Origin of the sequence: Methanobrevibacter sp. UBA212 (genome assembly GCF_905233225.1) — an archaeon.
GTDB lineage: Archaea > Methanobacteriota > Methanobacteria > Methanobacteriales > Methanobacteriaceae > Methanocatella.
The window spans coordinates 122,776-137,717 of the sequence record NZ_CAJODJ010000006.1 but is presented as its reverse complement, the minus strand read 5'-3'; the positions used below and the strand labels follow the sequence as shown (position 1 = coordinate 137,717).

Sequence of the window (14,942 nt, the reverse complement as noted above, 5' to 3'; positions counted from 1 at the left end):
ATAAATGTTTGCAGAAGACAAGATATTAATCGGATGTAATGAAAATACGGATGTGTTTTTATTGCCGAAGCTTGCTAACCGTCACGGTTTGATAGCTGGAGCAACGGGTACAGGAAAAACTGTTACATTAAAGGTCATGGCTGAATCCTTTTCGGATCTTGGAGTTCCGGTATTTCTGGCCGATATGAAAGGGGACATTTCAGGACTTGCAAAGGCAGGTTCCGACACAGATTTCATAACAAACAACAGGCAGAAATACGGCCTTGATGATAGAGGATTCAATTTCAAGCAGTATCCAGTTGAGTTTTGGGACCTGTTTGGCCAAAAAGGTTTGCCGGTAAGGGTAACATTATCAGAAATGGGTCCGGTATTGCTTGCAAAAATCCTGAACCTCTCAGAAGCCCAATCCGGTGTATTGAACATCATATTCAGGGTGGCTGATGAACATTCACTTCCAATCATTGACCTGAAGGACATGAAGGCCATGATCAATTACGTTGTTGAAAACAAGGACCAGTTTGAAGGCGAATATGGTGCAATCGCCGACAAGTCAGCCAACACAATCTTAAGAAACCTGATTGCACTGGAAGACCAGGGAGGAAACGATTTCTTCGGCGAGCCTGCACTTGAAATTGGAGACTTCATGCAGCTTGATGACAATGGAAAGGGAATAATTAATATTTTGGACGCTCAAAAGCTGTCCCTGTCACCTGAAATATACTCAACATTCTTGCTTTGGATGCTTTCCACATTATTTGAAACATTGCCTGAAGTGGGGGACATGGACAAGCCTAAATTCGTATTCTTCTTTGATGAGGCACATCTCCTGTTTGATGACATGACACCTGAATTCAGCAAGAGAATCGAACAGATTGTAAGGCTGATTCGTTCAAAAGGAGTTGGATTATATTTCATTTCCCAATCTCCTGCAGACATTCCTGATGATATTCTTGCCCAATTGGGTAACCGGGTACAGCATGCGCTTCACGCATACACTCCAAAAGACCAGAAGGCCGTTAAGGTCGCTGCCGAGACATTCAGACCAAACCCTGACTTCGATACGGCTGAAGTGATTTCCAATCTGGGAATAGGTCAGGCACTTGTGTCAACCCTTGATGAGAAGGGTGTTCCGGGTGTAGTGGAGCAGGTGGACATTGTGCCTCCGCAAAGCCACATCGGTGCCATTGAAGATGACTTGAGGGCTCAACTGATTGACATTTCAACATTGAAGGGAAAATATGGCGAAGCTATTGACAGGGAGTCCGCTTATGAGAAACTTCTGACAAAAATCGATGAAAACCCGAACATTGAAAGTGAGGTTGCTCCTGAAGTCCTTGAGGAAGTTAAAGCTCAAGCGCCTCCTGAACCTGTTGAAGAGGAACCAGAACAGGCTCCACAGCCTGGTGCTGCAGATGTTATTGGAGGAATCCTTGGAACCGTTCTGGGCGGTCAGACTCAGACAAGCGGAAAAAGGGCTAAAAAGTCATCCTCTCAAAAGATGATGGAAAAGGCAGCATCACAGGCGGCAAATACAGCGGCCCGTGAACTGACTAAAGGTTTGATGAGGGGAATATTCGGCCAGATGAAATGAGGTGACTGGATGGCACATCCACACAATGACGCAATAGCAAAGATGCCCGCTTCAGCATTGATAGGAATCATTGAGGAGTCTAAAATGACTTATGTAAGGGAAAACTTATCAGTTTTCCTGCATGAAAGCCAGATTAAACTCCTAAAACAGGTTAAAAAGCATGAAAAACCTCATCACAAAAGAATTAGGGCAAAACAGTTTGAAAAGGCCAAAAAAGATGACCTTTTTAATGTTCATTTGGGTTTGTATCTGAAGAAATATCAGAAGCTTGAAAGGCTGGGCTTGATTGAAATCGACCTGGAACCTGAAAACGGCTTGGAATACGACTGCAGATTGACTTCTAAAGGAGCTGAAACTTTAGATGAAATCGCCTCACTTGAAAGTGAATGGGAAGGTGTTGTAGGTATTGCTGATGATGAAAGGGAAGTTCTGAAAAAATTAGCCCTTGATTCATTTGAAATATCATATAAGCACAAGAAAAACCGGGAATTCATATTTTAAATGCTGTTTCGGCATTTAATAATTATTATTTTTTTGGCAAGGACTATAAAAATTAAAAAAATAATGTTTTTCATTGGTTTATGGTAGATTTTATCATCAATCATTCTGATTTTTTTCACTGCTTTTCATATTTTCGATTTTATGAACAATGATTTTAATGTCATTTGTATTAACTATTGAAATTATTGTCTGCGTATGCTAGTAAACTGTATTGGTGAATCTTCTCTATCACTCCTTCAATCAAATGTTCTTACTTGACGGTTATCTTCAAGATGACAACCTCTGAGTATATGTAATAATATTTTTGTACTTTAATGTTGGGTGAGTGACTGTACTATGTTTTGGATTTGTTGGATGAAAAATTTTATTAGCTTTTTTGGTCTAAACTATATTCATGATTTTCACACTTAAAAGCAGGGGTCACAAAAATGTGACCTCTCTTCACAAGTCCACTTTCGAAGTCACTAAGGATGTTGAAATCGGTCCCACTGCAGATTGTATTGTTGGAACTTCTGCAGATAAGTCAATGCTGAACTTCCCGCAGGAGTTTAAGGACAAGATTGCCGATTCCAACACTAAAATAAAGGTGATTCTTGATACGGAAAATGGGCATGATGAGATAACGGGTTTTGGCCATGAGGATTTGACACTGACTCATCCGACAGACATCGTTTGCAGGACAAGTGATTTCACATGCTCCCGAACATTGATGATTCATGCCGATAAGGCCGCCAGAGACTTGGATCAAAAATTGATTGAAGATTTAAAAAATGAAAAAGTCATGGAAGTTACCATAAAATTATGCTAAAAATAGTTAACTATATATAAGTTAAAAAATATATTTTTTTATAACTACTTTTGTTTTTATGCGGGGGTGGTCGAGCGGTCAAAGGCGCTAGGTTGAGGGCCTAGTGGGTCAGTCCCTTCGCGGGTTCAAGTCCCGTCCCCCGCACCATTTATATAAATTGATTTGGTAAATTTTATAAGACTTTTTTTACAAATCATATAACATGAAAAAATATGCTTTTCCTGTTCTATTCATTTTAGTCTTATTTCTAATTTCCGGAGTAAGCGCTTTAGAGCTGAGCGATGATAATGTGACTGACGTGGATAATCATAAGGAAACCGCATTCGGAAATGCCACTTTTGAGGATTTGTCACAAAAGATTAACGATACGCCTGAAAATCAGACGTTGACATTGACCGATGATTATCGATATGATGGCGGTGATATTCATGGTATTGTCATTTCAAAATCAATAACCATCGATGGAGCGGGTCACACCATTGACGCAAACCACTCATCCAGAATATTTAATGTCACTGCAGACAACGTGGTTTTGAAAAACATTAATTTTGTAAACGGAAATGCTTTAGGCAAATATTTCAATTCAGAAGTTGGCGGCGGTGCAATTCACTGGACCGGAGCAAACGGGCAGGTTTTTAACTGCAGCTTTACCAACAATACCGGAAGTGGCATAGAGGATGATCCCTTCGATAAAGAAGATGAGACTGTTGTTGGTGAAGACGGCAGGATTATGCATGTTGTTCGCACTAGACCGATGGGAGCCCGCATTAATGAAGGCGGTGCCATCACATGGAGAGGCGAAAACGGAACTGTCTCAAATTGTACTTTCAGGAATAATCATGTAGGATATCCTGATGGCGGAGGAGCAATCTGCTGGAGAGGAAACAACGGTAAAATCACCGATTCCGTATTTTTAAATAACGGCGCATGGGTAGGTTGTGCTGTTGAATGGAGGGGGGAAAACGGTTTGATTTTGTCTTCAAAGTTCTTCAATCGTGGATTGGCTGACAATGGAATTTTTTGGAGCGGAAATAATGGAACCGTTAGAAATTCCATTCTGATTTCCCCAGATGGCCGAAATGTCATAAATATGCATAATCAGGATTTGAGTGCTGATTTTAACTATTGGGGGGATGACATCTCAAATCCGAATCAATTCGCCAAGCCGGATACTGTTAATTATTGGTATGTGTCCAAGGATACAAACGTTTCCTTTGATAGATTGGAAATCAACAGTTCATTTGTATTGGTCAATTCCATTCCCGAAGCCAGTCCCAAAATACTTTCAAATGATTTGACCATCTATTACGGCTCAAACATGTTTAGAATTCAGGTTTTTGACCGAAAAGGCAATCCTGCAGGCTATGCGGATATTGTGTTTTACATTAACAATCATGAATATCATAGGATAACTGATGGAGAGGGCTATGCAAGCCTGGACTTTAAGCTGAAGCCTGGAAGCTATGACATATTTTCTCAATATGGTGGCGTCATCGTCAAGAACAAAATCACAGTCAAGACCACACTGATTACAAAAAACCTATACAAGAAGGTTAAAAAATCCGCTAAATTCAAAATAAAAGTTTTAAATTCCAAAGGCAAGGCTTTTAAAAAGCAAAGCGTTAAAATAAGATTTAAAGGAAAAACCTATAAATTGAAAACTAATAAAAATGGAATAGCTATTTTCAAGGTGCCTAAGAACTTAAAAACAGGCAAATATACAATTAAGATAAACTGCAACGGCATAACAAATTCAAACAGAATCATTGTTAGAAAATGACTAGATTCTTTTCTTTTTAGATTAATAACTTATTTATAATATTTAAAATAAAATCATTATTAATATAAACTTTATATGGTGATAAATTATGAAGGCTGTAATTCCAGCAGCAGGCTTTGGAACAAGATTTTTGCCTGCTACAAAAGCGCAACCAAAGGAAATGTTGCCAGTTTATGACAAACCTACAATCCAGTATGTTATTGAGGAAGCTGTCGCTTCCGGAATTGATGACATATTGATTGTAACCGGTAGAAACAAAAGGTCCATTGAAGATCACTTTGACAAATCCTTTGAACTTGAACAGACCCTGCAAAGTGCAGGCAAGGACGACAGGTTGAAGCAGGTTCGTGCAATCACTGACCTGGCTGATATCTGTTATGTAAGACAGAAGGAACAGAGGGGTCTTGGTGATGCAATCTACTGTGCTAAAAAGCATATCGGTGGAGAACCCTTTGCCGTGCTTTTAGGCGATTCAATCACAAAAGGTCCTACCCCATGTACTAAACAGCTGATTGAAGTTTATGAAAAATACAATGCTTCAGCAATTTCCCTTGAAGAGGTTCCTAAAGAAAAAGTGGAAAGGTATGGTATTATCAAGGGAACTGAAGTTGAAAAGGATGTTTACAATATTGAAAAGTTAGTTGAAAAGCCATTGGCACATCAGGCACCGTCAAATCTTGCAATTATGGGTCGTTATGTATTGACACCGGATATTTTTGATAAGATTGACGAAACAGAACCCGGTGTTGGAGGAGAAATTCAGCTGACTGATGCCCTGTCAAAACTGGATGCGATTTATGGTGTTACATTCGAAGGAAAAACATATGATATAGGTAACAGGTTTGAATGGCTCAAAACATCAATAGAGTTTGCAATGGATGATTCTGAATCAAAAGATGATTTGATAGAATATATGAAAGAGATGATTAGGGAAGCATAAGATGGAATCAGTCTGAAGAAAATGATTCGCCTTCAGGAAAAACAGATCTTCAGAAGGATTTCATTATCATCACCATCAAAAAATTTCACCCACAAGATAAAGTAATATTGTTCTTAGCAACTTTCTTTAACTCTTTAACGAATTCATCTGATGACAAAGAGATAATATGCAATACAGAAAAATTCAAAAAACCGGCGATGAAATTTCCCCAATAGGCTTTGGGGCAATGAGACTGCCATTAAAAAACGGTAAAATAGACAGAGAAAAGGCATCAAAACTAATATATCATGCAATAGATAATGGAGTTAATTTTATTGATACCGCTTACCTTTATGGGGACAGCGAATCCTTTTTGGGGGAAATACTTCAGGGAGAGTATAAGGACAAGGTCAAGCTCTGCACCAAATTGCCCACAATCAATGTCAGGAAATATGAGGATATGGAAAACATTTTGGAAGAGCAGCTGAATCGCCTTCAAAGGGATTCAATTGATTATTATCTGATGCATGCCGTTGATTTGAAATCAATGAACAGACTGATAAAAAGGGATTTGTTCAAATTCATAAGCAAGGCAAAAAGCGAAGGCAAAATCAAGCATGTCGGATTTTCATATCACGGTCCTAAGGAGGAGTTTCCATTGTTAATCGACGGTTACGATTGGGATGTGGTGATGGTTCAGTACAATTACTTTGATGAGAATGTTCAGGCCAGTGTGGAAGGGATTGAATATGCTGCATCTAAAGGAATGGGTGTTCTTGTAATGGAACCTCTGAAAGGAGGTATTCTTGCAGGAAAGATGCCGAAGGATGCTGAAGAAATATTTAAAAAGGCAAATCCTGATAAGAGCACTGCGGAATGGGCATTCGAATGGGTATTGAATAACCGCAATGTTACATGTGTATTGTCTGGAATGAATTCGCTTGAACAATTGAATGAGAATTTGGAGGTTGCTGAAAGGACAACTCCTCTGTCGATGTCATTTGAGGAAATGGAAACCGTTGAGCTTGTCAAGAGGGTTATGAGAAATTCATTAAAGATCAACTGTTCAACATGCGGCTATTGCATGCCATGCCCGCAGGGGGTCAATATTCCGGAATGCATGAAAATCTACAATGAGAAATACCTCTTTGACCATAAGGGCATGTTCAACCAGTCATTTATGGATTATTACCAGTATGTTGGGGGAATTATGGGAAGTTCCGGCAATGCCGGCAAATGCAACGGCTGCGGAAAGTGCCTAAGGAAATGTCCGCAAAAGCTGGATATCATAGAAGAGTTGAAAAAGGTTAAAAAGGAATTTGAGATTCCGGGCTATAAGTTTGCGCTTGTTTTTGTTCAGAAAGTGGGATTTCCGATTTACAGGTTCATGGTCAAACTGCTTAACCGTTAGGTATATCTTAAGAGTTGGTATAACATTATCAGTATTCTGTCTTCAATATCTAGCCACTCTTGCGATAGCTTAAAATTAATTGTTTCGCTCCACAGGTTTTGTCTTACCAATTCGGAGGTTTCCCTATACTGTTCATTTTCTCTTTGCTTTTTAAGATATTCATAGTAGTCGTACGGCATATCAATCACTTCAAATATTAATTAAATATAGTGTATTTGTCCAAATAGTATTTAAAGCTTTGTTGATGCCATTTTGTAAAATTGCAGTCATTGAAACATCTTATTTAAACTTTTCCATTATCTATACAATTATATACTTCAAGAATAGAAATATAATCAAGGTGAAAAAATGAAACTGGAAGAACTTTTAGCTCCATGTCCAAAGTGCGGTTCAAAGGATAAGATCGCACACAGAAAAATGCTGGATAATCATCATGCTCACGCAGAAATGGAAACCGTGAAATGCGAAGAGTGCGGTTACATATTTTTTGTAAATGATGACATTGATGAAGACGAGAAAAGAAAACTCTTAAGGGAATTGAATAAGATTTACGGATAAAATGACATTTCATGTAATGATTATCCCTACGCTCAACTGTCCGTCAAATTGTAAATACTGCTGGGGTTCGGAAAACAAAAAGGAAATGATGGATACTGAAATTATAGACCAAATCATTACCTGGCTGGGCGATTTTAGGGATGATAAGGTTCACTTCACCTTCCACGGCGGGGAACCGCTTCTGGCAGGTTATGACTTTTATGAATATGCCTTGGAAAAGCTATCAAAACTGGAAAACTTTGAAGGTTTTTCACTTCAGAGCAATATCTGGCTTTTGTCCGATGAGCTCATTGACCTGTTTGTAAAATACAATGTCGTTGTAAGCACAAGCATCGATGGGCCAAAGGAAATCAATGACTATCAGAGAGGAGAAGGATACTTTGACAAGACCATGTCAAAGTATGAGCGTGCCAAAAGCAAAGGCCTGATAATCAACTTTGTTTTGACTGTTACTGATTATTCCAAGGATTTTTCCGACGAGTTATACGAATTCTTCAAGGGAGAAAAGATGAGCCTCAAAATCCATGCTGCGCTGCCTTCTTTAAGAGGAGACAATGCAGACCCTTGGGCGCTTGACCAGGAAGAGCACGGCAAGCTGCTTGTTGACTGGCTTGACAAGTACCTTTATGATTTGGACAAGTTTACTGTGATGGATTTGGACCATATCTGCAAATCCTCACTTAGAAGAAGAGGCACCCTTTGCACTTTTGCCGATTGCATTGGAACAACATTGGCAGTGGGTTCAGACGGTTCAATCTATCCGTGTTACAGATTTGTTGGAATGCCTGAGTATGTTTTGGGCAATGTGTCTGCAAATCCAAGCTTTGATGATTTGAAGCAGTCAGATGCATGGGCCAAGCTGATGGAATTCAGGGATTATGTGGATGAAAACTGTAAGAAATGCAGATATGTGAAATACTGTGAAGGGGGATGTCCTTACAATGCAATCGTTGCATATCAGACTCCTCAGGCGGTTGACCCACAGTGCACTGCATACAAAATGATTTTTGGAGAGGTTTCAAAAAGGATGAACAAGGAATTTGCCAAATCAGCTTTTGGAATGGGAGCTCCTGCTCCAAGAAAAGAGGGCGAGCCTTTCAGCATAATGGACCTTGCTATGAAACCGTAATGATAATATGAAAGATGATGCATTGGAGAAATTGGCTGAAGCAGAACATGTCCAATGGTGCGAATGGGCTGATGCGTTATCTCGGGAACTGTCTTCATTGCTTGAAATCATTGAAAGACATGAATGTGATTTGAGTGATGAAGAGCATTTGCTTTTTTTAAAGGTTAAGGGTAGGTTGGATAGATGGGATAGGCTTATGGTTCCATATTCCGATTTGCCTGAAGATGAAAAGGAAAAGGACAGGGTCTATGCCCGAAAGATATTGGATACTGTCAATGACTGACTTTTCACGTATCCTGCTAGCAATATAAGCAAAATCATCACCTATGAATAATTTGAAATTTCAGGTAATACTTTTCACTAATTTTTTAAGTAATACTGAGTATTTAAATGAACTCAAAAAAAGTAATACTTTTATATACTTTGAAGTCAAAAATAGTATATGGTAATACTGAGTATTTAAATGAACTCAAAAAAAGTAATACTTTTTGGCTGTTGGTACTTACTGAATTTAATTTTTTAAAGTGTTTCAATTTTTTTGGCAACACCTTTAAAAAATTTTGAGTAATACTGGGTATTTAAATAAATTTAAAAAAAGTAATACTTAGAGGTGTTTAATGTGATAGATGAAATAACTGATTTCCTGTTTGGCCTAAAGATGACAGTCATTTCAGGAATATTCTTATTGATTGCAGTTATTTTTATGATTTTTGGAATTGACACTCCGATTTACTTAAACCCTGCATGGGGAACAGTAATAATAAGTGGTATTCCAATGTTGCTTTTGGCAATGACAAGATTGATTCGTGAAAAGTGGATTTCTTCAGCGCTGTTGATTGCAATAGCAATGGTTGCCTCTCTTTTGATTGGAGAGGTATTTGCAGCAGGTGAAGTTGCATGGATTATGGCATTAGGTGCTCTTTTAGAGGATTGGACCGTTGAAAGGGCTAAAAAAGGTTTAAGAAATCTTATTAATTTAACTCCTCAGACTGGAAGAAGAATAGTCAATGGGGTCGAGGAAGTCGTGCCTGTAGATGAAATCAAAATCGGCGATACATTAAGGATACTTCCCGGTGAAAGCGTGCCTGTTGATGGTGAGGTGGTAAAAGGTACATCCTCACTGGACCAGTCAATCATGACAGGGGAATCTCTTCCTATTGATAAGGGAGTTGGAGATGAGGTATTCTGCGGAACCATGAATATGTACGGTGCAATTGATATTAAAGCGACAAGCTTAGGTGAAAATTCATCACTTCAAAAGCTGATTGATCTTGTAAAGGCCGCCGATGAAAAGCAGGCTCCAACCCAAAGGATTGCCGATAAATGGGCAACCTGGCTTGTTCCGGTGGCGCTGATAATAGCTATCGTTGCATGGTTGGCAACAGGCAATATCGAAAGGGGAGTCACTGTTTTGGTGGTATTCTGTCCATGTGCATTGATTCTTGCCACTCCAACAGCAATCATGGCAGCTATCGGTCAGGCAACAAAATATGGTGTATTGATCAAGTCCGGTGAAGCGCTTGAAACCTTAGGTGCTTTAAATACTTTGGTATTCGACAAGACTGGTACTTTAACTTACGGTAATTTAGAAGTTTCTGATATTATCTCCTTAAATGAGGATTTGTCCGATTTGGATTTGCTTAAGCTCACCGCTTCATGTGAGAAATTAAGTGAACATCCATTGGCCAAGGCTATTGTAAATAATGCAAATGAGGCTGAAATTGACATTGAAGAGCCTAAAGACTTTAAGATGTATCCCGGTAAAGGTGTTACATGCGTTAATTCTTATGGTAAAATATATGCAGGAAACTCCAAATTTCTATCTGAAAATGATATCGATGTCAATGTTGACGCTCAATTGGATAAATTGAAGCATGAAGGTAAGGCTTCAATAATCGTTGCATTGGATGGCAGGGTTGCCGGATTAATTGGATTGTCCGATGTGATACGTGAGGATTCCAAGGGCATGATTGAAAGTCTGCACGATTTGGGAACCGAAACCATATTGCTCACTGGGGATAATACAGAAACTGCTAATTACTTTGCCTCCAAAGTTGGAATAGGCAAAGTTTATGGAAATTTGCTTCCACAGGAAAAGCTCGATTGGATTGAAAAGCTCAAAAGCGAAGGCAAAAAGGTATGCATGATTGGTGACGGTGTAAACGATGCACCTGCACTCAAGACCGCCGATGTAAGCGTTGCAATGGGATCTGTTGGAAGCGATGTTGCAATAGAAGCGGCAGACATTGCCCTGTTGGGCGATGATATAGGCAAAATTCCATATCTCAAAAAACTTTCAAATTCAACATTATTTACAATCAAGGCAAATATTGCAATTTCAATGTCAATCAATGCGCTTGCCATTGTGTGTTCCGTTTTGGGATTGCTGAATCCGGTAACTGGTGCAATTGTTCACAATGCAGGCTCATGCCTTGTCGTATTGAATGCGGCATTGCTGTATGACAGGCATTTCGATGATTCAATCAAAAAGATCGATTCAGAGAATGTGGAACACAACCACTATCATTTCCACAATGACGGAGAGCACACCCATTCTCATGAGGGCATTGAAATATTGGATGAAATCGAGACAGAAAACGGAATTAAGCATATGCATGTCCACAAGCATGCCTTGAATCGTGAAAGTTGTGAAGCATATCACAACTAATCTTCTTTTTTTTTAAAAAAATCCATCATAAATATTATATAATTTAAAGTTTAAAAGTCTAATTTAGGTATTAATATGAACGATAAAATAATTTTAGGACTTCCAAAGGGAAGTTTAAATAATGTAAAAAGAGGAAATACCTATCAACTCTTTGTTGATGCAGGTTATGAAGTTAAAGGATATGAACCTGGCGATGAATCTTATGAAATTGATATCTTAAACGATGAGGATATTGTTGCATTCCTTACCCGTCCACAATCCACTCCCGTCGAACTGAATAGGGGAATGGTCGATATAGCTATTGTCGGTGAAGACTGGGTCAAGGAAGAGTCAGTCTTAAGGGAAACCGACACCGTTAAAATCGGTGATTTGGATTACGGAAAAACCCGTTTGATTGTTGCCGTTCCAAAGGATTCCCCATATAACAGTTTGTCAGATTTATTCAGGGATAACAAGGACAGGAAAACTCCAATATTATGTTTCACTGAATATCCAAACTTGACAAGAAAATTCATTATGGAAAATGAAGTTTATCAGGAACTCTACGGGGATTCCGTGCCTTTCGTGCAGGTCAGAGGTTTGACCGACGGTGACAATGAGATGGTTCAGGTAATCAACTCTGACGGTGCTACAGAAGTTTATATTAAAAAAGGTGCAGATTTGATTGTGGATAATACTCAAACCGGAAGCAGTCTTAGAAAGGCAGGCTTGAAGGAAATCGAAACAATCCTGCATTCTTCAGCAGGTCTATATGCGGGCGTCAGCTGCACCGGTGAAAAACTGGATAAGGCCAAAATGATTTATGAGCAATTGCTTGGAGCAATCACCGCCAAAAAATACTTCGATGTCAAATTCAACATTGCCAACTCTAAAATTGAGGAAGTTTCCAATTATTTGATTGGCAATAAACTCTGTGCCGATGAGCCTACAATAACTCCAGGTTCTGATTTCTCACAGATTAACGTTTTAATTCCTAAAGCGAAATTCCCTGAAATGGTGGATGCAATTAAGGGCTTTGATGCAACTTCCATCATAAGAAATGATTTGAAACAATTAATCGAATAATCATTTCTTCTTCTTTTTTTTAACTCTACTTCTTACCATGATTAATCATTAACATTTATAAAGTATCTTTAACATAAATAAAAATATATTATTTAAATTAATGGGGATTAAACATGTTAACATCTGTTCAAAAAGAAATTTTGCAAACCTTGATTAATTTATACCAATCCTCTAACGGCAAATCTATTAAGGGCGAAGACATTGCTGAGGTTATGAATAGAAATCCTGGAACTATTCGCAATCAGATGCAGTCTTTAAGAAGCTTAAGTCTGGTTAAAGGTGTGCCGGGTCCTAGAGGAGGATATAAACCAACAATCGAAGCATATCATGCGTTGAATATTTCAGTTTCAGACAACGATTCCAAAGTGCCTATTTACAAGAACGGCAAAAAAATCGAGGACATTTCTGTTGCCAAGATTGAATTCACCAGTGTTCCTCAGCCTAGTGAATGTGAGGCTGCAATAAAAGTATTGGGAAGCATAAAAGATTTGAATCTTGGAGATGAAATCAGTATAGGCCCTACACCTGTAAATAATCTGGGGGTTCTTGGGACAATCGTTGGCCGTGATGACATGGACAATATCCTTTTGGTGGATACAAAAACCATCAGAAGCATTCCAAAACAGACTGTCGGAGACATTGCAAGCCGTGACGTAATCTCATTTACGGTGGACTGTTCCGTAAAAGAGGCGGCAAAGAAATTGGTCAAAAAGGAAATCGATGGTGGTCCTGTCATAAAAGACGGAAAGGTGGTTGGAGTATTTACGTTAACTGATCTGGTTAATGCAATAGCGCAAGATAAGGAAAACGAATGTGTTGGCCAGCTGATGTCAACAAATGTGGTCATTGTAAACGAAAACTTAAAAATAGCCAATGCGATTGAGGTAATGCTTAAAAAATCAATTTCCAGATTGATTATTGCAGACAACAATCATTCACTACTAGGAATTGTCACAAGAACAGATTTAATTGACAGCATAACAAATTTAAAACAATTCCCTATCATTACAAATTAAGTGATTCCATGAAAGTTAACCCCATTAATGTCACCAATCATATGAAAGTTTCCGATTTGGTTAATGAATTTGACAAATCAGGCGTTTTAGGTGCAGGCAGAGTTGGAAGGGCCTGTAATATTTTAACGGACATGATTCAGGATGAGGACATGAAAGTGTTCATGAGCCTTGGAGGTCCGCTGATACCTGGAGGCATGAGAAATATCGTGACTCAAATGATTGAAAATCATCATGTCGATTTGATTGTATCAAGCGGAGCGAATATCACTCATGACCTGGTTGAGGCATTTGGAGGATCACATTATCGCCATGAGGGGCGTGATGATGAGGATTTGAATGAGGATGGCATAGGAAGAATTGCCGACATCAATGTTGGCTCAGATGATTTTACAATATTTGAAACCGAAATCACCGGGATTTTCGAAAAGATTTCAAGCCAAAAAACTCATATCTCAATTCAGGAATTGCTTCATGAAGTCGGTTTGATGGTTGATGATGAAAACTCATTTGTTGCTGCGGCCGCTAAAAACAACATTCCTATTTTTGCTCCGGGCCTAATAGATTCGATGATGGGTCTGCAGCTGTGGATTTTTAACCAGGACCATGATTTCGTCGTGGATGCTGTAGCGGATATGCATTATCTCTCAGACATAGTCTTTGAAGCTGAGCGTGTCGGTGCAATTCTTTTGGGAGGAGGCCTTACAAAGCATTATACATTGGCATCCAATGTCATAAAGGGCGGCCTTGACGCAGCTATTCAGGTTACAATGGACAGACCCGAAGCGGGCAGTTTGGGCGGTGCGCCTCTTGAAGAGGCAAAATCCTGGGCAAAGGCCAGGTGCGGTTCCAGTCTTGCCAGTGTTGTGGGGGATGTAACAGTGATATTCCCATTGATTTATGCTGCTTGTCTGGATAATATTTCAGGTGATTAGATGAGTTATATTATTTTGGCAATTTTATTTTTATTGTCTGGATTTTTCATGAAAGTTTCAGATGACTTTTTTGACGAAATGCATGATTTGAAGTTTGCAAGCATTTTTGGAGTATTATGCGGACTGGCTTCAGCATTTGCTGCAGTAAATGATGTTGGAGCGGCTTATATATTTATAGCAATTCCGATAGGCAATTTTTTAGCTCTAAAAATCGATGGCATTCATCATATCATTACCTTGGCAATTTTTATTGTTATCTGTCTGATTTGCGGAATTCCAGATTTGAGTTTAGTTGTTTTACTGATTTGTGTTCTGGCGGCACTGTCAGATGAAATCGGTCATGAAACCATTCACAGGGTAACTGATGATACTTTTTTAAATCTATTTTTTGAATATAGGTTTGTAATGAAGATAGTTATACTCCTACTGGCTTTATCAGGCGCATTCAGCATTTGGGTATTTGTTTTCTTCATACTGTTTGAAATGGCCTATTTGTTTGGTGAAATAATTTTTGAAAAGTTAATTTTAAAAAAAGAAAGTTAAAAGGAATTAAAAATTCCTTTA

15 protein-coding genes and 1 tRNA gene are annotated in these 14,942 nt (G+C 38.7%); 15 read left to right on the top strand and 1 reads right to left on the bottom strand.

From position 1 onward, the window contains the following. The first annotated feature begins 4 nt into the window (after nt 1-4). The 7 genes from QZ138_RS02300 (at nt 5) to QZ138_RS02270 (ending at nt 7,010) form a co-directional block, all read left to right on the top strand. Nucleotides 5-1,591 carry a helicase HerA-like domain-containing protein gene (locus QZ138_RS02300; protein WP_292885746.1) on the top strand — a complete coding sequence of 529 codons (1,587 nt, stop codon included), beginning with the start codon at nt 5-7 and terminating at the stop codon, nt 1,589-1,591. A 9-nt stretch (nt 1,592-1,600) separates the two neighbouring features. Next, a complete protein-coding gene (locus tag QZ138_RS02295; RefSeq protein ID WP_292885743.1) occupies nt 1,601-2,092 on the top strand; it encodes a hypothetical protein in 492 nt (163 codons plus the stop codon). A 394-nt stretch (nt 2,093-2,486) separates the two neighbouring features. Beyond that, nucleotides 2,487-2,900, top strand: coding sequence for a DUF371 domain-containing protein (locus tag QZ138_RS02290; protein ID WP_292885740.1), 414 nt, complete (start codon nt 2,487-2,489; stop codon nt 2,898-2,900). A 60-nt stretch (nt 2,901-2,960) separates the two neighbouring features. Further along, nucleotides 2,961-3,047 (top strand) — tRNA-Leu (locus QZ138_RS02285). Between the two features lie 55 nt (nt 3,048-3,102). Next, a complete protein-coding gene (locus QZ138_RS02280; RefSeq protein WP_292885737.1) occupies nt 3,103-4,680 on the top strand; it encodes a hypothetical protein in 1,578 nt (525 codons plus the stop codon). A gap of 88 nt (nt 4,681-4,768) precedes the next feature. Continuing rightward, nucleotides 4,769-5,620 (top strand): UTP--glucose-1-phosphate uridylyltransferase GalU, encoded by an 852-nt coding sequence (gene galU / locus QZ138_RS02275; protein ID WP_292885734.1) that lies wholly within the window; start codon nt 4,769-4,771, stop codon nt 5,618-5,620. Nucleotides 5,621-5,786: 166 nt separating this feature from the next. Further along, entirely contained in the window at nt 5,787-7,010 is a 1,224-nt protein-coding gene (locus QZ138_RS02270) for an aldo/keto reductase (protein WP_292885731.1), read from the top strand. Here QZ138_RS02270 and QZ138_RS02265 read toward each other — a convergent pair. Further along, complete coding sequence (locus QZ138_RS02265; protein ID WP_292885728.1) at nt 7,007-7,189, bottom strand: hypothetical protein; 183 nt, start codon at nt 7,187-7,189, stop codon at nt 7,007-7,009. The two genes, QZ138_RS02270 and QZ138_RS02265, sit on opposite strands and share 4 nt — an antisense overlap. Nucleotides 7,190-7,358: 169 nt before the next feature. On the opposite strand from QZ138_RS02265, the gene QZ138_RS02260 reads away from it, so the two are divergent. The 8 genes from QZ138_RS02260 (at nt 7,359) to QZ138_RS02225 (ending at nt 14,921) form a co-directional block, all read left to right on the top strand. Next, on the top strand, nt 7,359-7,568 hold the full coding sequence (locus tag QZ138_RS02260; RefSeq protein ID WP_292603066.1) for a TIGR04165 family Cys-rich peptide: 210 nt from the start codon (nt 7,359-7,361) through the stop codon (nt 7,566-7,568). Between the two features lies 1 nt (nt 7,569). Continuing rightward, nucleotides 7,570-8,697 (top strand): TIGR04083 family peptide-modifying radical SAM enzyme, encoded by a 1,128-nt coding sequence (locus tag QZ138_RS02255; protein WP_292885725.1) that lies wholly within the window; start codon nt 7,570-7,572, stop codon nt 8,695-8,697. A gap of 7 nt (nt 8,698-8,704) precedes the next feature. Then, on the top strand, nt 8,705-8,980 hold the full coding sequence (locus QZ138_RS02250; RefSeq protein WP_292885722.1) for a hypothetical protein: 276 nt from the start codon (nt 8,705-8,707) through the stop codon (nt 8,978-8,980). A gap of 336 nt (nt 8,981-9,316) precedes the next feature. After that, the gene (locus tag QZ138_RS02245) at nt 9,317-11,365 is read left to right on the top strand and encodes a cation-translocating P-type ATPase (RefSeq protein WP_292885719.1); all 2,049 of its coding nucleotides are present in this window, start codon (nt 9,317-9,319) and stop codon (nt 11,363-11,365) included. A 75-nt stretch (nt 11,366-11,440) separates the two neighbouring features. Next, on the top strand, nt 11,441-12,430 hold the full coding sequence (locus QZ138_RS02240) for an ATP phosphoribosyltransferase (protein ID WP_292885717.1): 990 nt from the start codon (nt 11,441-11,443) through the stop codon (nt 12,428-12,430). A 113-nt stretch (nt 12,431-12,543) separates the two neighbouring features. Next, the gene (locus tag QZ138_RS02235) at nt 12,544-13,446 is read left to right on the top strand and encodes a CBS domain-containing protein (RefSeq protein ID WP_292885714.1); all 903 of its coding nucleotides are present in this window, start codon (nt 12,544-12,546) and stop codon (nt 13,444-13,446) included. 8 nt (nt 13,447-13,454) lie between these two features. Then, nucleotides 13,455-14,378 (top strand): deoxyhypusine synthase, encoded by a 924-nt coding sequence (locus tag QZ138_RS02230; protein WP_292885711.1) that lies wholly within the window; start codon nt 13,455-13,457, stop codon nt 14,376-14,378. Then, entirely contained in the window at nt 14,379-14,921 is a 543-nt protein-coding gene (locus QZ138_RS02225) for a hypothetical protein (RefSeq protein WP_292885708.1), read from the top strand. The last annotated feature ends 21 nt before the right edge of the window (nt 14,922-14,942 follow it).